Genomic DNA, 18,396 nt, shown 5'->3' with positions numbered 1-18,396 from the left:
GCCCGGACTCATGGCGGTGAATTGTTGATTGTAAAGCTGGCGTAAAATATAGAAAAAATTAGGTAAAATTTAACCACCAAAAAATGGTAAACCAAACTCGTTGAATTAGGGACAACGAGAGCCTCGTGCCCCGAGCCTTTTTCCTTACAGACTTCTTACCATTGCGACCGCCTGGCTGGCGATGCCTTCGCCCCTGCCCGTAAACCCGAGCTTTTCGGTCGTGGTACCCTTGATGCCGACCTGCTTCACGTCTATCCCGAGTACGCGGGCGATGTTTGCCTTCATGGCGTCCTTGTGCGGGTTCACCTTCGGGCGTTCGCACATCACGATGCTGTCGATATTGACAATCTCGTAACCCGCCTTCTTGACCTCCTCGCCCACCTTGCGCAACAGTTCCAGACTGTCAGCGCCCTTGAAGGCCGGGTCGGTATCCGGGAAGTACGTGCCGATATCGCCGAGGCCTGCGGCACCCAGCAGGGCGTCGCTAATGGCATGCAGCAAGACGTCTGCATCGCTATGGCCCAAGAGGCCCTTCTCGTACGGGATATCCACCCCGCCAATAATGCACTTGCGGCCTTCCACCAACTTGTGAACGTCAAAACCGATACCCGAACGATAAATCTTGTCCATGATAAATCCTTTTTTTGCAAATTTAAAAATTTCAGTCTTTCCCGAAATAAAGATTGTTCATCGTTTCGGCAACTTCGGGGAAATCGTGTTCGTCGACGAAGAAGATTTCCTTGTCAATAACAAAAACATACATATGACGGAAAAGCCCCGTTCTGTACCTCTTTTTTAGTATATCCGTCTTGCCAAACGGAAGGACAGCCTCGTCATTGAGCCTGTACAACACAAAATCGTCCTTGCGACATTTTATTTCGCGCACGGCCTTGATGGAGTAGCCGGCATCAAAGAAAAAAACAACAGATACAGCAAGAGGTATAAAAACTGTTAAAAGAAGATACTTCGTAATCGGTTCCCTAAAGAGTTGACCGAGCATGCAAACAAAGACCATAAAGAGAAAGAGTGCTATACAATATTTGCCCACCATCAGTACTTTCCCGCCATGGCGTTTGCGTGCCTTGTACGTAAAGAATACTTCCTTCTCCGGGGCATTTTCAATTTGAGAACCGGAAGGTTCCGCCCCCTCGTCAGACTTCTCTTTTTCTACAGGCTTCGCAGCCCCGCACCACGGGCACTGCGGCTCGTAAAAATTAAATCGTTCTCCACATTCCGGACAAATCATCTTCGCAAACCCCTTTCTTGTGCAACAAGATAGATAAAAAAAGGAGCCCCGCCGAATCCGGCAGGGCATTCCCTTTTAGATTTATCCTCTAAAGACTAGCCGATGAGGGCAGATGCCGGAAGCACGCTCATCGCAAGCAGGGCAAGAGCAGCAAGCGATACGGTAAACTTGAGCATATAGCCATAATGGGGATCCGTCTGGCAGCAGCACTTGCACTGGCAAGGTTCCTTGCGGGGAGCAAACAGCACATAGGCGATTCGAAGGTAGTAAACCGCCGCCACGAGCGAAAGGCCAAAGCCAAAGATGGCCGTAGCCGTCATTCCCGCAGAGAAGGCTCCTGCGAACAGAGCAAACTTCGCGAGGAAGCCCGCGACAGGCGGAAGTCCGGCAAGGCTAGCAAGACAGACCGCAACACCGAGCGCAACGAACGGACGGCGACGGCCGACACCCTGAATGTCTTCCAGGTTCTCGTTCTTGTCTTCTTTACCGGCAAGGTAGGCAATTCCCGTCAGGGCGCCCGCACTTGCGATGGCGTAAGTCACCAGGAAGAAGAACATGGAGCCAAGCTGCACGGAGCCTTCCTTGAGGTAGTTCGGAAGCAGGAGGCCAATCACAATGAAGCCCGCGTTCATCACGGCAGAGAACGCAAGAATTCGACGGATGGATTTCTGGGCAAGGCCACTGAAGGCGCCAATCACCATCGAGAGGATAGCGACAACCAGGACAACGTAATAAAGTGCGGGAGACTGGGATGCAAACTTCACCGGTTCTGCAAGGTTCCATGCAGCAGGAGCTCCGGCACGGGTCGCGAGGATTCCCACCCATACAGAGCCGAGAGCCGCTAATGCACCCACCTTCACGACAGCAGCCATGAAGCCAGTCACGGCAACGGATGCACCCGTATAGACATCGGCCACCCAGAAATGTACCGGGGCAGCGCCTGCCTTGAACAGGAGACCGAACACGACAAGCAGGATGCCCACCGCATAAATCGAGCCACGGCCTTCAAGCACTGCAGAGAACATGTGCGTACTACCCGTAGCGCCATAAATCAAGGCCACCCCGTAAAGGAAGAAGGCGCTGAATATGGAGCCCGACACAAAATACTTGAACACGCCTTCACCCGCATTCTGGTCTTTACGGCGGATGCCGACAAGGGCATAGACCGGGAAACTCGTGAGTTCCATGGCAATGAAGAGGGAAAGGAAGTCTATCGCCTGCGTCATGAGCAGGGCACCGCAAGAAGCGAGAAGCATGAGCCCGTAGGCTTCGCCACCCTTCATCTTCTCGCGGCCGAGCATCCACTGGAGTCCGCCAATGCCGAGCAAGGCGCAAAGGAGGACAGAGACACCGAGCAAGCGACGGACCGGGTCCACCGCGAACAGATCGTAGACGCAATCCACCTTCACCAAGGCAAACGCCGCCATGCCAAGCGCGACAAACACCGCAGCAACCCACGGAAGGACCTTGTGCTTGCTTTCGTCGTTCAGGAACGGTTCTGCGGCAAGCGAGACCAGCGCGCCAAGCGCCACTACGATTACCGGCATAAACATCACAAGACTAGTCATTGGAAGCCTCCTCGTCCTTTACGGTCGGTTGAGCAGATTGTTCTTTTTCGAGAGCGGCTGCGGTCGCCTTCGCCATATTGGCCTCGGTTTCGATTACCTGACGGATCAGTTCCTTCTTCTCCTCTTCGGAGAATCCGGCTGCTGTCAGCGAAGAATCGAGCTGCGCCACGTCGGCAGAAGTCGCGATGTGCGATTCGAGGGGTTCCGCCTCCACAGTTTCTTCATCCTCGACAGGAAGCGCATCGGGCAAAGCCTCATCGACAGCGGCTTCTTCGTCAATGGCCGCCGTCTGTTCCGTGGAGTCGTTGAGATCACGCAGAGCGTTCGTCACGAAAGCGGGATGGAAACCAAACACCAGGAGGAGCAGGAGCATCACGCCATAGGCAAAACCTTCAAGCGCGCTCGCACGCGGGCCTTCCTTGTATTCGCGGGCAGGCGTTCCAAAAATGACCTTCTGGATAAAGCGCAGCATGTAGGCCGCCGAGAGGATCATGCAGAAGCCCACGACGCCAGCACAGAACGGGTTCATGTCCCAAACAGAAAGGAGGACGCCAAATTCCCCGATGAACCCGGCCGTACCGGGAACCGCGAGGGCCAGGACGCCCGCAGCGCCAAAGAGGAATCCGAACACAGGATTCGTATGCGAAAGTCCGCCCATTTCCTCGATATTGCGAGTCCCCGTCATGCGTTCGGCAACCCCGAGCAAGAAGTACTGAACACCGGCAGAAATGCCATGCGCCACCAGGAGCACGAGGACAGCCGTAAGCATCGACTCGGAGAAGCTGAATACGCCAGCAACCGCGATGCCCAAATGGCTCATGGAACTGTAGGCGAGCAGTTTCTTGCCGTCAGTCGCGCGGAGCGCCATGAGCGCCCCGTAAATCGCGGTTATAAGGCCAAGCCACAGGACCGTCATAATCTGTGGCACATCAAGCGTAAAGATCGGGAGCATCCAGGCGATAAAACCGAAAACGCCCGCCTTGCTCATCGCGCCAGTAAGGATAGCCGAAAGCGGAGCCGGAGCTTCGGAATACGTTATCGCTTGCCAGCCGTGGAACGGGAAAATCGGAGTCTTCACGAGGAATGCGAGCAGGAAGCTCAAGAACACAAGCAGCTGTGCGCTCTGGGGCATCGTCTGGACCGCGAGCACGATAGAAAGCACCAGCGAATTGTCGGCAATGGTCAATAGGTACCAGAGAGCGACCATCATCGGGGCAGAACCCACCAGCGTGTAAATCGCGAACGTCATTGCAGCCTGCTTCCGCTTTTCGCCACCGAAGCCCGCAATGAGAAGCGCCGCGGGAATCACCATGGCCTCGAAGAAGAAGAAGAACAGCACCGCGTCGGCAGCGAGGAACGTTCCGTTCATCGCACCCATGAGCGCGAAAATGCCGATAGCGAAGTTGCGGTAGTTCTTGTCCAGGTGTCCGCGCGCCGAGATAAGGGCGACCAGCGAAAGCCCGCAAGACAGGAACACCATCCAGGCGCCCAGGCCATGGCTATAGAGATAGTAGTAGGCAGGGCCCTTGCAACCCGGAATATGGAACCACTCGACAGGGGTCGTCGCCATGTTGCCATTAGCGACCAGCGCAACCGACATGCCGGCAAAAACAATCCCAAAAAGAATCGCCATGTGCGTCGAGGCCTTGAAATCCTCCTTGGAGTTGAGAACCATCAGGATGGCCGCAACGAACGGCGCAAAGACGAGGAGATGTAAAAGCATTAGATTACCCTCCCGAGAAGAGATTTTACACTATCGATGAGTTTAAAGACAAAGTCCGGAATACCGACGATGCCTTCGGCAAACAGGGCGACGAGCACAATCAGCGCGACCCCCGTAATGCTGAGCGCAAGCTGGAGACGCACCCTGCGGACCTGGAAAGTACTCGCGCCATCACCGAGGATTTCCCCGATTGCACCAAGCGTCCACTGGAACGCCTGCAGGAACTTGTCGACAACGACATCGCAAATCCAGGCAATCACACGCACCGGGAAAACAAATCCAACATGGATGTAGTCCCACACGAACGTCCATGCCGCCGCAGAACCTTCCGGAGCACCCGAATCCTTGGGGGTCGGAATTTTCTTATTCGCATAGACGCGCCAGGCGATAAACATACCCAGTAGGGCAGCCAGCGTGCCGAGTACCGCGAACAGCACCGGGTTCACGTGATGCGCCGACAGGATGCCTTCGCCAACCGCCTCGGCACCACCCAGGGCCGCAGCGAGGGAATCCTTGAAGAACGTAATGCCGATCATGTCCGCCCAGAGGTAGCCCGCGAAGATGGAACCGAACGTGAGCACGACCATCGGGATGAGCATCACGGCCGGAGCCTCATGGATATGGGCCTCGCTCTCCTTGCTTCCGCGGTATTCACCGAAGAAGGTCATGATAATGAGACGTCCCATGTAGACCGCCGTGATAACGGCCGTCGCAAGGCCAACCACATAGAGAATCATTCCGACAGGCACGTTCACCGAGCCGCCGAGAGCAAAAGGCATCGCAATGACAGGGCCGTTAGAAACGAGTTTTTCGAGAATCAGGTCCTTGGACCAGAAGCCAGCGAAACCCGGGAACCCGACAATCGCGAAGAACGCAAAAATCATGACGCAAGCCGTGACCGGGGTCTTTTTCAGGAGGCCGCCCATCTTGCGCATATCCTGTTCCCCGGCCAGCGAGTGGATAACCGCACCCGCGCCAAGGAAGAGCGCTGCCTTGAAGAAGGCGTGCGTAAACACGTGGAAGATGGAGGCATCGAACGCGCAGACGCCCGCCGCCATGAACATGTAGCCGAGCTGGCTGATTGTCGAGTAGGCAAGCACCTTCTTGATGTCGTTCTGGAAGAGGCCCGTAATGGCAGCCCAGAGCGCAGTGAACATACCGACAAACGCAATGAGGAGCAAAACCTCGGGCAGCATGCAGAACATCTTGCCCATGCGCGCCACCAGGTACACACCGCTCGTGACCATCGTCGCCGCGTGGATGAGCGCGGACACGGGAGTCGGACCCGCCATGGCGTCAGGAAGCCAGGTCAGGAGCGGAATCTGCGCGGACTTGCCGGTGCATCCCACGAAGAACAACACACCCGTCAAGGTGAGAAGCGTGAACACCAGGTCAAGATGGCCGCCGTTCAGAATCATCTGCATGAACTGGTTGAAAATGTCGTAGTTGAGGACCGCGGCACCGCCAATAGAGAGGAGGCAAAGCATTCCGAGAAGGAATCCAATGTCGCCCACGCGGTTCACGATGAACGCCTTGTTCGCCGCCTTGCAGTTCTTGAGGTCCTTGTTCCAGAAGCCGATGAGCAGGTAAGAGCAGAGACCCACACCTTCCCAACCGAAGAACGTGAGGAGGAGGTTGTCCGAAAGCACAAGCACGATCATGCTGAACAGGAACAGGTTGATGTAGGCGAAGAAACGTGCGAAGCCGCGGTCGCCATGCATGTAGCCGATAGAGTAGAGCGCGATAAGCGTTCCGATTCCTGTGACGAACAGGAGCATGATGCGGGAAAGCCCATCGAACAGGAATCCGATATCCACATGCAGAAGCGGGAAATCGATCCAGTTGCAGAGGGTTTCACGGATTCCGGATTCCGGCATTCCACAGGCCAGGACCGTCACGCAGGCAAAGGACATGGCCGGGAAAATGACGGCAAGTCCACCCACGATGTTTTCGGCTGCGCCCTTCTTGCTACCGGAAGAAACGACAGCAATCGTACCGAGGAGAATCGTTCCCAGCAGGGGGAACAGGGGAATGAGCCACAAAGGTAAATTTGTCATCGCTTAGCCCCTCATGTTGGAATAGGAATCCGCATCGACGCTTTCGCGGTTGCGGAAGATCAGGATGACCATCGCAAAACCCACGCACGCTTCGGCAGCCGCAATGGCGATGGAGAACAGAGGCACAATCTGGCCCGTAAGGCTCGCTTCGGCAGGAAGCGTCTTCGCGAACCCCACGAACGAGAGATTCACGGCGTTCAAGGCAAGTTCAATGCCCATCAGCACGAAGAACAGGTTGCGACGCGAGATGGCAACAATGATGCCGACGGCAAAGATTGCCAAGGCAAGAATCTGAATGAAAATGGGTTGGAGTTCCATCAGTGTTTTTCCTCCACGTTTTCAGAATCCACAGAACCGAGGCGCTTCTTGGCCATGAGCACGGCCGCCACCATAGCAGAGAGCAGGAGCAGGCCAAGCACCTCGAACAGGATAAAGTAACCCGGGCCGCCCTGGGCCACGTTAAAGAGAGTTTCCGACGTCACCGCCACGGAGCCGCGGATTGTCGCAGCATCGAAGCCGAGCGGGGCACGGACAAGAGCCACACCCACGAGCGCCGCAAGCACGAGGACCGCGGGGATGATGAAGAGCGACACCTTGTCGAACATCGGCGTCCGGGAATCGCGGGCACCGTTCAGCACCATGATGACAAACGTCACGAGCATCATGATGGCGCCGGCGTAAACCATAACCTGCACGACCCCGAGGAAGGGGCTACCGAGAAGGCCGTAGATGCCGGCGAGCGACACCATGGAAACGACGAGCGAAAGCGCCCCGTAAAGAGGATGACGGCTCAGCAGTACGCAGGTAGCAGCACCGAGAGCAATCACCGCGAGAATGATGAAATAAATAAGGGCAAGCATTACTTAACCTCCATTCCCCAGACCCTGAGGGCCTCGGCATTCTTGGTTCCACCGGGAGCCACCTGACTCTGTTCGTCGTCCGGATAATCCTTCGGATCCCAGTTGGTGAGATCGTAGAGGTGGGCGACAAAGTCATCGCGGTTGCGGTGTTCAAAGACCATTTCCTTCGTATCCATGCGGAGCGCATCCACCGGGCAAGCTTCGACGCAGAGACCACAGAACACGCAAGTGAGGTGGTCGATATCGAAACGCATCACGCGCTTCTCGATACGCGGGTCGTCACTGGCCGTAGCCTCGATAAAGATGCAGTGCGCGGGGCAGGCCGCTGCGCACATGCCGCAAGCGACACAGCGCGGGGTGCCATCGGGGCGAAGCATCAGGCGATGCTTGGCACGATAAGTGTTGCGGACTTCGGGCTTTCCTTCCGGATACGAAATCGTCGGAAGCGTCTCATAGCGGAACAGGCCGCGGGCGGCATGCTTGAGAGTCGTCCACAGACCGCGAAGGGCCTCGAAAATATAGAGGCGTTCGCCCAACGTCATGGGTTTCTGTCTAATAACACGCATTAGTTACCCCCTACGAGTTTAGCGATGACCGCAGTCACCACGAGGTTGATGAGGGCGATGTTCAGGATAATCTTCCAGCCGAGGTTCATCACGTGATCGTAGCGGAAGCGCGGAAGAGTCCAGCGCACCCAAATCCACACCCAGCAGAACATGACGCTCTTCACCACGAGCACGAGCAGGTGGATGAGCGCCGTACCGAGAGCCGTCGCGAGGCTGCCCACGGCAACACCGTTCACGACCATGTTCGCCGGATTGTAGAAGAACCAGGCGCAGACGCCGAGGATGACGAACACCGCAACGGCAGCCCACGCAATGATATTGTAGAGCTTGTATTCGCGGAGCACCTCGAAGCGGTGAGTCTGGGCCGTAGCGGCAAGCTTCTTCGAGTAGCGGTGAACCATGTGGAGGAACGCGAGAGCGAGGAACGCGAGGATGCCGCAGAGCACCGCAAGCGAGCCGCCCATGTGGGCCTGCATCGTCTCGGTCGTCACGAACGGAACCGCGTAGCCGCCCAGGAAGAGTGTTGCAATGAGGAAGCTGTTGATGCAGATATGCGAGTATTCACCCATGTAGAACAGGCCGAACTGCATGGCACCATATTCCGTATGGTAGCCGGCGACAAGTTCGGGCTCGCCTTCGGCCACGTCGAACGGGGCACGGCCGGTTTCAGCGATGCTCGCGATGAGGAAGCAGAAGAACGCCACCGGCTGGGCGACAATGCCCCACACGTGGTGTTCCTGCCAGGTCACGATATCGGTCAGGTTGAAGGAACCCGCGAGGAGCAGGATGCCCATCATCGAAAGGCCGAGGCACACTTCGTAACTGATGGTCATGGAACTCGTACGCAGCGCACCGAGGAAGCTGTACTTGGACTTGGACGCCCAACCGGCCAATACGGCGCCGAACGCGGAAAGCGAGCTGAAACCGAACAGCAGGAGCACGCCCACGTCGGAATCGATGATGGATCCCGGAATGCGGACCATCTTGCCGCCCCATTCGAACACCATCGGGCCGAACCAGGGAATCACGCAGGGCGAGAGGAACACGATGGCGAACGGGATTGCCGGCGCCACGTAGTAGAGCACCTTATTCACGCCCGCGGGAGCGAACATTTCCTTGAAGAACAGCTTGGTACCGTCGCACATGTTCTGCACGTAGCCGAACAGACGGATCTTTCCGAAGTAGGGAATCTTGATGTAGGAACGGTTAGGTCCCTGGCGGTCCTGCATGAAGCCGGCGCCACGGCGTTCCATAGGAATCAGCAACAGGATGTAGAGGACCGGCACGAAGCAGAAGGCGAACTTCGCAATCGTGATGAGCCATTCCACCCAGGTTTTGGATTCGATAATATCCATTATGCGTTACCTCCTTCGAGGAGATTGCCTGTGCTCTTGATAGAATCGTAGGTAAGGCCGGAGAGGGCCGGGGCGTATGCGCCAGCCTGTCTGAAGGCCTCGGATGCGCAGCCGAACTTTGCTCCGGCAAGCTCCGAGAGCACCTCGTAGGCCGGGCGGAGTTTTTCGTCGGGGCAGACCGGACATGCATTCAGCTTCTGGAGGATGTTCAGGCTGTTCACCATCGACCCCTGGATTTCGCTCCAGTGGCGGATGCCGAATGCGAGAGTCGCCTTCGCGGCGGTCGCATCGTTGAATGCCGAGAGCGCGATGCGGCTCGGAATCTTTTCCAAGGCAGAAGCCGCGGCGGCATCTTCACCGAAGAGGTCCGCGTTCACGGTCACGAGCACCTTGAATTCACCGGCGCGCTTCACGAGATCGGCAAGGTTGTCATCGGGCACGCCCATCAGCTTGAGGCCCATGCGGTTCGCCATCGGGTCACCGCTCATGGCGATGCCGTCGGGGGCACCGACCTTCTTGAAGGTCCCGCCGAAAAGTTCGGCGGAGTCGCCCAAGGAATCCTTGAGCATGCGGAGCGCAGCCAAATCCTCGATGGTGCAGGCGCCACCCGCGACGAGGGCGACCTTGCCCCCGACAGACTTGGTTTCAGAAATGACTTCCTGAATCACGTGGAAGCCCATCGCCGGCAAGCGGTTCTTGTCGAACTGCTGGAACGCAAGGCGGCTCGTGTTCGAAAGCCAGCTGCGGTTCACTTCGGGGTTGCAGCGCGGCATCACGCGGTAGATGCGGCCATCGGCATGGTCAAGCCAGATGTTCGCGCCGAGGGAATCGTCCATCGAGATGGTCGGCGTGTGGGAAAGCAGCCAGACACGCTTCTGAAAGCGGAAGTACTTCGCAGTCATGGCGCCCACCGGGCACACGTCCGTCACGCACAGGTCGTATTCGTGGTCGAGCTTTTCGCCCGGGAACGTGGTGATGTAGGTGTGGTCGGCACGGCCGGCGAGCTGCAGCTGTTCCGAACCGGCGATGCTACGCATAAAGCGCACGCAACGGTCGCACTGCACGCAGCGTTCTTCGTCGAGCAACACACGGGGGCCCAAGTCCACATGCTTGCCGCCACGGAGCTGGCCCTTCGCATCAATGAACTGGTGCGCCGGATTGCCGTGGTAGTTCTTGCCGTATTCGGGACGCATGCGGGATTCGTTCTGGCCCGCTTCCATGTAGTTTTCCTGCAGGGTGCATTCACCGGCCTTGTCGCAGATGGGGCAATCGAGCGGGTGGTTCACCAGCATGAATTCCTGGGTGGCCTTGCGGGCGTTTTTAACGCGGGCGCTGGAGGCAGGCGTGTAGATTTTCATGCCCGGGGCAACCGGCGTGTAGCAGGCAATCACGAGCATGCGGCCGCGGGGACCTTCCTGTTCCACCAGGCACTGGCGGCAGTTACCCGATACCGGGAGGTAAGGATGGTAACATACGTGGGGTGTTTCAATCCCGACGGCCTTGAGGGCCTCGAGGAGGTTCGTATCGCCAGGAACCATCACCGGCTTGTCGTCCACGAAGATTTCCACCTTCGGGCTGTTCTCGGTCGGGAGTTTCGGCATGTTGTAGTAGTTACTCATATTATTACCAGAAAATTCCAGGACGATAGGTTTCCTGAACACGCGGCTTGGCGTGGTCGGGGTTCTTTGCGATATATTCATCGAAGTCCGCACGGAACTTCGCCGTGTAGCTCGAAACGGGGCCGCCAAGCGAAATGGACAGCGGGCAAATCGTCACGCCGCCAAAACCGCCGCAGAGGCTCTGCATCAGTTCCACGTCGCCGTCGTGGCCCTTGCCTTCGACAATCAGGTTCAGCATGCGGTGCAGAAGACCCGTACCTTCGCGGCACGGAGTGCACTGGCCGCAAGATTCGTGACTATAGAAGTTGCCGAGGCAGTTCAAGAGGTCCACCATGTTGTGGGTATCGTTGATCACGATCATGGCGCCCGAACCGAACATCGTCTTCATCGAGGCGAGGCATTCGTAATCCATCGTCGCGACCGCCGCTTCTTCGGCAGTCAAGGGAGCGCACGAGGAACCGCCCGGCAGCACAGCCTTGAGCTTTCCGCCCACGACGCCACCGGCATATTCGTTAATCATCGTCATCATCGGGGTTCCGAGAGGAGCCTCGTACACGCCCGGATTCTTCACGTCGCCACTGATGCAGAACACCTTCGTACCGCCGGCACGTGGCGTACCCATCTTGGCATATTCGCTCGGGTCATGCTGCAGAATCCACGGGAGCGCCATGATGGTCTCCACGTTGTTCACGCAAGTCGGGCTCTTCCATGCACCGCTCACCGCCGGGAAAGGCGGCTTCAGGCGGGGCTGGCCCTTCTGGCCTTCGAGCGAGTTGATAAGAGCAGTTTCTTCACCGCAGATGTAGGCGCCGGCGCCGCGATGCACGAAGATATCGAAGCAGAACTTGGTGCCCATAATGTTTTCGCCGAGGTAGCCGGCAGCGTATGCCTGGTTCAGCGCCTTGTTGATGCTCTCGATGCAAGGTAGGAACTCGCCGCGGCAGTAGATGTAGGCAGCACGGCTACCGAGAGCCCAAGCTGCAATAATCAGGCCTTCGATCAAGCGGTGCGGATCTTCCATCATCAAGAAGTGGTCCTTGAACGTTCCGCCTTCGCCTTCGTCGGCGTTCACCACGATATACACGGGCTTGCCGGAATTGCGGGGAACGAAGCTCCACTTCATACCGGTCGGGAAGCCTGCACCGCCACGGCCACGCAGGTTAGAGCGCTGCACGTAGTCGATGAGCTCGAACTGGCTCATGTTGAACAGGCGTTCCGAAATGTTCGCATAGCCGCCCAGTTTCTTGTAGACTTCGATGTCCTGGGCACCCTTGCCAAAATTCTGCGTACAAACTTTTACACATTCAGCCATAATTACTTAGCCTCCTCGACCGGAGCCGGCTTCTGGGTGGTGACGGCCTCGTTAGAAGGTTTCGCCGTGCGTTCACCGGAAGTTGCAATCATGCGGTACACGTCGCCGACCTTGCCGGCAGCATCCACAAAAGCCTTGTCCTTCACGCCGGGTTCGCCAACGACGTCCCACTTGGAGCCGTTCTTCTTTTCGACCACAATCTTCGTGAATTCGGGAGCGCCCTTCCAGGTGAGAGTGGCGCCGTTTTCGTCGGCTTCGGCCTTCACGTTCAAAACCGGAGAAGGGGGAGCGTAGTCCGCGACCTGCGGCTTGGCCGTAGCACCCGGAGCGCCGGGGTGGCCGCCGTGGCCCTTCACGATTCCACCGAGAACATCGTGCTTCGGGACGTTGTCTTCGTGGGCGTAGCACCATTTGAGAATGCGGGCGATGCTTTCTTCGGTAAGCGTCGTCCCCGGCTTCATCACCAGCTGGTCGTTTTCCACGTCGGTCGCAAAGTCATCGTTCACGAGCATCATCGGGCCGTTGCCACAGCTACCGAGGCATTCCACCTGCAAAAGCGTGAAGAGGCCGTCCGGAGTTGTCTCGCCCGTCTTGATGTTCAGGGACTTTTCCACGTGCGCGATCAGAGCCGGCGCACCCTTGATGGTGCAGCTGATGTTGCGGCAGAACTGCAGCAGGAACTTGCCCTTCGGCGCGTGGTTATACATGGTGTAGAAGGTCGCGACACCGAGCGCATGGGCCGGCGCGCAACCGCAAACCTTGGCCGCCCAACGGATGCCTTCGCGCGGCACCCAGCCGAACACGCCCTGCACGAGCCACAGCACTTCGAGGAGGGCTCCCTGGCCCACCGGATAGCGGCTAAGCAGGTCAGCGCAACGTTCCTTGATTTCAGGAGTCTCAAGCTTTGCGAGCACTTCCTTCGGGGAGGGTTGCGGAACTTCCTTGTTTACATAACCGAACGTCTGGCCGGGATCCGGCAGGGCCTCGATGGGCTGCGCGGGACGGTCGAACTTTAAACGGTTGTTCGAAACGAACTGGACTGCACCTTGAATATGTTCTCTCATCGGTCAAGTTCTCCAGCGATAATGTTGAGGCCCGAAAGTACGGCCATGGAGTCGGCAAGCTGGCCACCTTCCACAAGTTCGTGGAATGCGGCAAACTGCGTGAGGCAGGGTGGGCGCACCTTGATGCGGTACGGATGGCCGCTGCCGTCAGAAACAATCGTGAAGCCGAGTTCGCCGTTCGCGCACTCGCTTCCGCAGTAGTATTCTCCCTCGGGGACGCGGATGCCTTCGTACACGCTCTTGAAGCGCCCGATGAGGCCTTCCATATCCTGGTAGGCGAGCTTGTGCGCCGGCACGCGAATGCGTGGGTCGACGATGTCGACCGGCCCTGGCGTAAGGCGCTTCAGGGCCTGGCGCACGATCTTCACGGATTCCTCGATTTCAGCAAGACGCACCTGGAGGCGGTCGTTGCAGTCGCCCTGCGTGCCAACCACGACTTCCCAGTCGTAGGTTTCGTAATCGTAGTAGGGTTCATCCTTGCGCAGGTCAGATGCGACACCCGAGGCGCGCAGGCACGGGCCCGTCCAGCCGTAGCTGATGGCGCGTTCTGCAGAAATCTTGCCGATTCCCACCGTACGGTCGAGGAAGATGCGGTTACGGTCAAGGCATGCGTGCAGGTCCTTCAGGGCCTTCTCGACAGAACCAAGGGCCGCAAGCACATCGTTTTCAAATCCATCGTAGCTGTCGCGGTAGAGGCCGCCAATGCGGGCGTAGCTGTTCGTGAGGCGCGCACCCGTGAGCTTTTCCCAGATGCACATGATTTCTTCGCGGGGGTTAAAGGCGTACATGAACGGAGTCGTTCCACCCAAATCCTGGAAGGCCGCCGCGACGCACACGAAGTGGTCGTTGATACGGCTGAGCTCATTTACAATTACGCGGAGCACCTTGCAACGTTCCGTGATTTCTACGCCGAACATGTTCTCTACCGCACGGCAGTACGCGATGTTGTTCATGATGGCCGAGCAGTAGTTGAGGCGGTCGGTATACGGGACCACCTGCTGCCAGGTGCCGCGTTCCACCATCTTCTCGAACCCGCGGTGCAGGTATCCGATTTCTTCTACGCTCGCGACAATCGTCTCGCCGTCCATCGCGGCCAAAAAGCGCAAGCAGCCGTGAGTGGCCGGGTGGCTCGGGCCCACGTTCAGGGGCATCAGGTTCAGCTTATCGCCATTCTTATCCAGTACAATCATTCCTTGATACTCCCTTCCAAGAATTCGTTATCGTTTGTCTCCACTTCCTTGCTGCGCTGGATGACCCTGTAGCCAAGGTCCTGCAGGCGCTTTTCAAGTTCCGGGAGCAGGTAGTCGTTGGTGGAGAGCCACTGGCGCTTCTGGGCCGGGTAGTCCTTGCGGAGCGGGTGACCGACAAATTCAACGTGGTTCAACAGGCGGCGGAGGTCCGGGTGGCCATCGAACACGATTCCGAACTGGTCGTAGACTTCACGTTCGTACCAGTTGGCGTTCGCATACAGGTCACTAATGGTCGGGACCTTGAGGTTATCCTCCCCGACCAGCACCTTCAGACGGATGCGGAGTCCCGGGTTCGAAATGCTCTTGAGCGCATAGGCCACCGCAAAGCGCGGGCCCTCGTGGTTCGGGTAGGTCAGGTAGTCGATGCCCGCGATATCCACGAGCATCTCGAACTTCGCGGCGTCACCATCCCTCAGGAATTCAACCGCATTGCGCAGGTAGGTGGCGCTCAGCACGGCAGTCACGCTCCACTTGTCGAGAGTTTCGCGTTTCGCGCCGAACTTTTCTTCCAGGCAAGAGAAGATTTCTTCAGCAGTCATTATCTTCTACTCCTTCCAGAACTGGGCTTTCTTAACAATGTTCTGTTCTTTTTCAACGACGAAGTCCTTGATGTCGGTAACCTTCTCCTGGGCAAAGGCCTTCGCATTGGCCTTGGCTTCGGCAGTCTTCGCCTTGATCATTTCGAGCTGGTCCTTCACCTGTTCGGCACGCTGCTTCATGTAAGATTCGTCCTTGATCTTCTTCTGCAGGTCGAACATCGCATCGAAGAACGCTTCCGGACGGCTGGGGCAGCCACCGATATACACGTCCACCGGGATAATGTGGTCAATGCCCGGAACCGTGCAGTAGCAGTCGTAAAAGCCGCCCGAGCAGGCGCACGCTCCCATCGCGATAACCCAGCGCGGTTCGGCCATCTGCTCGTAGATACGCTTCAGGATCGGGGCCTGCTTGTAGGTGATCGTACCCGAGACCAAAAGCACATCGGACTGACGCGGCGTAAAACGCACATACTCAGACCCGATACGCGAGAGGTCGTAGCGGCCCACTTCCGTACTCATGAACTCGATTGCACAACAAGCCGTACCGTAGGGGAACGGCCACAGGGAATTGGTTCGGCCCCAGTTGACCAGGAAGTCAAGCGAGGACGTAATGATACTCGGCTTTTCTGCCTCATTACCCATAAGGATTACCTCATAAAATTCGCGCCAAAAGATAGAAAAATCGCCTTTATGGGCGGAATTTTCCGCCCGAATGGAGCATCTTTGTTCTTTACGGGAATCTTTTATTTTTCTTTTATCTCAAAGAGTATCAAGGAGATGCGCATTCCGGAAGCCTTTCTACGCCTCTTTCCCCTTTTTGTTCTCAAAAAAGTTCTCATTTTTGAAGTTTTTTATCTATATTATAGGAAGCGCCCACACCGGGCCCAAAAGCTATGAACCAGTACCTAGACATATACCAGTTTACGCACTTCCGCAAGTTCCTGGAAGAATACCAGACCGCCCGCGCCAAGGCGGAACCCGGCTTTACGCGTACCGAAATCTGCAACCTTCTCGGGCTCGAGAAGAGCCGCAGCTACTTTGCCGATGTCCTCAGGGGCAAGAAGGTCAGCCCCCGCATGGTGGCAAAGTTCATCGAAATCCTCGAACTCGACAAGAAAGAGGCGAAGTACTTCGAGACGATGGTGGAACTCGACCAGGCGAAAAACGACGCCGCCCGCAACGCAGCGATGCAGGAACTGCTGAAACTGCACCCGAACCCGCAGCACATATTAAATGAAGACGCCTACGAATATTATAGCCGCTGGTACCACAGCGCGCTCTTCGCCATACTGGACGCGATGGACGTGGGCGACGACATGGCGCCCGTGCAGAAGAGGATTTTCCCGAAGGTCCCTCTCGGCAAGCTGAAGGATTCGCTCGCCCTGCTGGAACGCCTCGGGCTTGCCCGCAAGAACGAAGAAGGCTTCTGGAAACCCACCAAGGAAAGCATCAGCAGCGGGCCGTACAACAACGCGGAACTCATCAAGCAGTACCAGCTGCAGTGTTTCGAACTCTCGAAGCAGGCGCTCATCACGCCGCCCAAGAAGCCGACCGTCATGAGCACGCTCACGTTCAGCATCTCGAGCGAGGCGTACAAGAAGCTCGAGGCCGAACTGCAAGAATTCAAGGCGAAGGCAAGACGCATCATCGGCGAGGACAAGGAGCATGCCGACGGCGTCTACCAGATGAACATCCACCTGTTTTCGAATTTGGAGTAGGGATGATTGGAGTAAATAAAATTTCCTTTTTTAGCGCGGCGGCTCTGCTGTCGCTGTTTATGGCGTGCAGCAACGGCGAAAATACCGCGGGCGTCCTGACTGAGACAGAGTCGGGAAAAACCATTGCGGGCCTCATTACCGACACCGAGGGCAAGCCCCTCGCAAGGGCGCGCGTGTACCTGACAGGCGTCGATACGGTAGACTACCACACCTACGCGATGGATTCGACCGAAACGGCAGACGACGGAACCTTCTTCATGAAGTCGGAGGGCGACCGCCACTACTTCAGGGTACTCGCCAAGGCCACCCCGGAATCGGACACCCTGCTCGGCTTTGAAGACTACTACAACTCCACCTGGGATACGGGGTGGCCCGATACCGTCCACTTCGAAATCGAAGTGGGCGCACCCACATTCGTACAGATCTACTTGCAAGGGGCCTTCAGCGATATCGACTCCATCTGCTTCCACGGCACCTTTGTCTGCGCAGCGACCTCCGACAAGGACATCGAAAACGGGTACATGACCGTCCGCAACATGCCTGCGGGCCTTGTTCGCAAATACACCGTCTGGAGAAACGATACGGCGCACACGTCGCCATTTGTCGACGATTCCAAAAGGATCCGCCCCGGTGACACACTTTTCTGGTCTGGGATTGTAGCCCTGTGGGGCACCTCCGTCGAAACCCTGGGCATCTCCATTCCCCAAAAGGCAAAGGACCTCCTGGATTCTGCGGGCCTGGATGCGACCCTGAACAATCTCATCGTCCCCGTTTACGCCCCCAAGGATTTCGACCTGCTCATCGATGGATGGGGCAGCATCGTCGATCTCTTCACCGCAGAACAGGACAAGTCCGCCGAGAAGAAATACTGGGCGAGATTCGATTCCATCGGAGCAAAAGAACAGGATGCACACTGGCTTTTGGTCCAGCATGAATACCCCTACAAGCAACGGAATAACATACGGCACCTCTATTCCGAAATCGAGCCTCACACTTCGTTCTTCGACTCCACATTCAGTCTCTATACGCCCAGCTTTGCAGTGAGTTTCTGGATCGAAAGGAACGGTGAGGTGGCCGACTCCGCCGACAATTCAGACAGCATTGAAATTTTATTCGCAGGGACGGACACGCTGGGATTGAAAATTGCCCAATGCGAGAAGGATGCCCAGTTCATCTGCACCACAATCCATAGCGGAATCGACACCGACTCCAGCGATAATGCCATCTACGGCAAGGCGAAGGTTCTCGACGGAAAACGGCACCATGTTTCGCTCGTCATCCACGAGAAGCACCTGACTATCGCGATAGACGGCGAGACCATCCGCGACACGGACCTGAAACTAGCCGAAAATTTTGACAAGGACCTCCGCTATATTCAGGTAGGCGACGAGCATCTTGAAGATTTCATCGTCTATTACTTCAACGACAGCATCCGCAGGGACGAAGACAAGGACTGGACCCGCCTCCAGGCATGGCTCATGGCGTTCTACGAGATGCAGAATTTATTATATTAGGAGAG

Annotated in this window: 16 protein-coding genes and 1 pseudogene; 2 read left to right on the top strand and 15 right to left on the bottom strand. The window is 57.0% G+C overall.

Annotated features, from left to right (window positions below; all coding sequences use genetic code 11):
* Positions 1-144 precede the first annotated feature (144 nt).
* The 15 genes and pseudogenes from ispF to B4A77_RS00525 form a co-directional block, all read right to left on the bottom strand.
* A complete protein-coding gene (ispF, locus tag B4A77_RS00595; RefSeq protein WP_290732394.1) occupies positions 145-630 on the bottom strand; it encodes a 2-C-methyl-D-erythritol 2,4-cyclodiphosphate synthase in 486 nt (161 codons plus the stop codon).
* 31 nt (positions 631-661) lie between these two features.
* Entirely contained in the window at positions 662-1,246 is a 585-nt protein-coding gene (locus B4A77_RS00590) for a hypothetical protein (RefSeq protein WP_290737341.1), read from the bottom strand.
* A gap of 95 nt (positions 1,247-1,341) precedes the next feature.
* Positions 1,342-2,814, bottom strand: a complete 1,473-nt coding sequence (locus B4A77_RS00585; protein WP_173382699.1) for an NADH-quinone oxidoreductase subunit N — start codon at positions 2,812-2,814, stop codon at positions 1,342-1,344.
* Positions 2,807-4,537, bottom strand: a complete 1,731-nt coding sequence (locus tag B4A77_RS00580; RefSeq protein WP_290737339.1) for a complex I subunit 4 family protein — start codon at positions 4,535-4,537, stop codon at positions 2,807-2,809. Before B4A77_RS00580 ends, B4A77_RS00585 begins: the two co-directional genes overlap by 8 nt.
* Positions 4,537-6,594: an NADH-quinone oxidoreductase subunit L gene (gene nuoL, locus B4A77_RS00575; protein ID WP_290726397.1), complete on the bottom strand. Its 2,058-nt coding sequence runs from the start codon at positions 6,592-6,594 to the stop codon at positions 4,537-4,539. The genes B4A77_RS00580 and nuoL overlap by 1 nt, the downstream gene beginning before the upstream one ends.
* Before the next feature lie 3 nt (positions 6,595-6,597).
* The gene (nuoK, locus tag B4A77_RS00570) at positions 6,598-6,912 is read right to left on the bottom strand and encodes an NADH-quinone oxidoreductase subunit NuoK (protein ID WP_173366211.1); all 315 of its coding nucleotides are present in this window, start codon (positions 6,910-6,912) and stop codon (positions 6,598-6,600) included.
* On the bottom strand, positions 6,912-7,454 hold the full coding sequence (locus B4A77_RS00565) for an NADH-quinone oxidoreductase subunit J (protein WP_173382702.1): 543 nt from the start codon (positions 7,452-7,454) through the stop codon (positions 6,912-6,914). Before B4A77_RS00565 ends, nuoK begins: the two co-directional genes overlap by 1 nt.
* On the bottom strand, positions 7,454-8,020 hold the full coding sequence (locus tag B4A77_RS00560) for a NuoI/complex I 23 kDa subunit family protein (RefSeq protein WP_173382703.1): 567 nt from the start codon (positions 8,018-8,020) through the stop codon (positions 7,454-7,456). The genes B4A77_RS00565 and B4A77_RS00560 overlap by 1 nt, the downstream gene beginning before the upstream one ends.
* Entirely contained in the window at positions 8,020-9,375 is a 1,356-nt protein-coding gene (locus B4A77_RS00555) for a complex I subunit 1/NuoH family protein (RefSeq protein ID WP_290732407.1), read from the bottom strand. Before B4A77_RS00555 ends, B4A77_RS00560 begins: the two co-directional genes overlap by 1 nt.
* Complete coding sequence (locus B4A77_RS00550) at positions 9,375-10,994, bottom strand: 2Fe-2S iron-sulfur cluster-binding protein (protein WP_290737336.1); 1,620 nt, start codon at positions 10,992-10,994, stop codon at positions 9,375-9,377. Before B4A77_RS00550 ends, B4A77_RS00555 begins: the two co-directional genes overlap by 1 nt.
* 4 nt (positions 10,995-10,998) lie before the next feature.
* Positions 10,999-12,306 carry an NADH-quinone oxidoreductase subunit NuoF gene (gene nuoF, locus B4A77_RS00545; RefSeq protein ID WP_290732410.1) on the bottom strand — a complete coding sequence of 436 codons (1,308 nt, stop codon included), beginning with the start codon at positions 12,304-12,306 and terminating at the stop codon, positions 10,999-11,001.
* Between the two features lie 2 nt (positions 12,307-12,308).
* On the bottom strand, positions 12,309-13,370 hold the full coding sequence (locus tag B4A77_RS00540; protein ID WP_173382707.1) for a complex I 24 kDa subunit family protein: 1,062 nt from the start codon (positions 13,368-13,370) through the stop codon (positions 12,309-12,311).
* Positions 13,367-14,560, bottom strand: a complete 1,194-nt coding sequence (locus B4A77_RS00535; RefSeq protein WP_290726383.1) for an NADH-quinone oxidoreductase subunit D — start codon at positions 14,558-14,560, stop codon at positions 13,367-13,369. The genes B4A77_RS00540 and B4A77_RS00535 overlap by 4 nt, the downstream gene beginning before the upstream one ends.
* Positions 14,557-15,159, bottom strand: coding sequence for an NADH-quinone oxidoreductase subunit C (locus B4A77_RS00530; RefSeq protein ID WP_290734301.1), 603 nt, complete (start codon positions 15,157-15,159; stop codon positions 14,557-14,559). The genes B4A77_RS00535 and B4A77_RS00530 overlap by 4 nt, the downstream gene beginning before the upstream one ends.
* Before the next feature lie 141 nt (positions 15,160-15,300).
* Positions 15,301-15,801: pseudogene (locus tag B4A77_RS00525) on the bottom strand (NADH-quinone oxidoreductase subunit B); the annotation flags it as partial.
* 251 nt (positions 15,802-16,052) lie between these two features.
* Between B4A77_RS00525 and B4A77_RS00520 the strand changes: the two are divergent.
* Both B4A77_RS00520 and B4A77_RS00515 read left to right on the top strand, forming a co-directional pair.
* Positions 16,053-16,877, top strand: coding sequence for a TIGR02147 family protein (locus B4A77_RS00520; RefSeq protein WP_290732417.1), 825 nt, complete (start codon positions 16,053-16,055; stop codon positions 16,875-16,877).
* 2 nt (positions 16,878-16,879) lie between these two features.
* The gene (locus tag B4A77_RS00515; RefSeq protein ID WP_290737334.1) at positions 16,880-18,391 is read left to right on the top strand and encodes a carboxypeptidase-like regulatory domain-containing protein; all 1,512 of its coding nucleotides are present in this window, start codon (positions 16,880-16,882) and stop codon (positions 18,389-18,391) included.
* The last annotated feature ends 5 nt before the right edge of the window (positions 18,392-18,396 follow it).

Source organism: Fibrobacter sp. UBA3718 (genome assembly GCF_002371935.1).
In the GTDB taxonomy this organism is placed as follows: domain Bacteria; phylum Fibrobacterota; class Fibrobacteria; order Fibrobacterales; family Fibrobacteraceae; genus Fibrobacter.
The sequence above is the reverse complement of the archived record's forward strand: the minus strand, read 5'-3'. Positions and strand labels throughout refer to the sequence as shown.

Coding starts and splice junctions, on each gene's coding strand:
- B4A77_RS00585 (WP_173382699.1), bottom strand. CDS start 2,814: ATGACTAGTCTTGTGATGTTTATGCCGGTAATCGTAGTGGCGCTTGGC.
- B4A77_RS00515 (WP_290737334.1), top strand. CDS start 16,880: ATGATTGGAGTAAATAAAATTTCCTTTTTTAGCGCGGCGGCTCTGCTG.
- B4A77_RS00560 (WP_173382703.1), bottom strand. CDS start 8,020: ATGCGTGTTATTAGACAGAAACCCATGACGTTGGGCGAACGCCTCTAT.
- nuoL (WP_290726397.1), bottom strand. CDS start 6,594: ATGACAAATTTACCTTTGTGGCTCATTCCCCTGTTCCCCCTGCTGGGA.
- B4A77_RS00535 (WP_290726383.1), bottom strand. CDS start 14,560: ATGATTGTACTGGATAAGAATGGCGATAAGCTGAACCTGATGCCCCTG.
- B4A77_RS00530 (WP_290734301.1), bottom strand. CDS start 15,159: ATGACTGCTGAAGAAATCTTCTCTTGCCTGGAAGAAAAGTTCGGCGCG.
- ispF (WP_290732394.1), bottom strand. CDS start 630: ATGGACAAGATTTATCGTTCGGGTATCGGTTTTGACGTTCACAAGTTG.
- nuoF (WP_290732410.1), bottom strand. CDS start 12,306: ATGGCTGAATGTGTAAAAGTTTGTACGCAGAATTTTGGCAAGGGTGCC.
- B4A77_RS00540 (WP_173382707.1), bottom strand. CDS start 13,370: ATGAGAGAACATATTCAAGGTGCAGTCCAGTTCGTTTCGAACAACCGT.
- B4A77_RS00520 (WP_290732417.1), top strand. CDS start 16,053: ATGAACCAGTACCTAGACATATACCAGTTTACGCACTTCCGCAAGTTC.
- B4A77_RS00580 (WP_290737339.1), bottom strand. CDS start 4,537: ATGCTTTTACATCTCCTCGTCTTTGCGCCGTTCGTTGCGGCCATCCTG.
- B4A77_RS00565 (WP_173382702.1), bottom strand. CDS start 7,454: ATGCTTGCCCTTATTTATTTCATCATTCTCGCGGTGATTGCTCTCGGT.
- B4A77_RS00555 (WP_290732407.1), bottom strand. CDS start 9,375: ATGGATATTATCGAATCCAAAACCTGGGTGGAATGGCTCATCACGATT.
- B4A77_RS00590 (WP_290737341.1), bottom strand. CDS start 1,246: ATGATTTGTCCGGAATGTGGAGAACGATTTAATTTTTACGAGCCGCAG.
- B4A77_RS00550 (WP_290737336.1), bottom strand. CDS start 10,994: ATGAGTAACTACTACAACATGCCGAAACTCCCGACCGAGAACAGCCCG.
- nuoK (WP_173366211.1), bottom strand. CDS start 6,912: ATGGAACTCCAACCCATTTTCATTCAGATTCTTGCCTTGGCAATCTTT.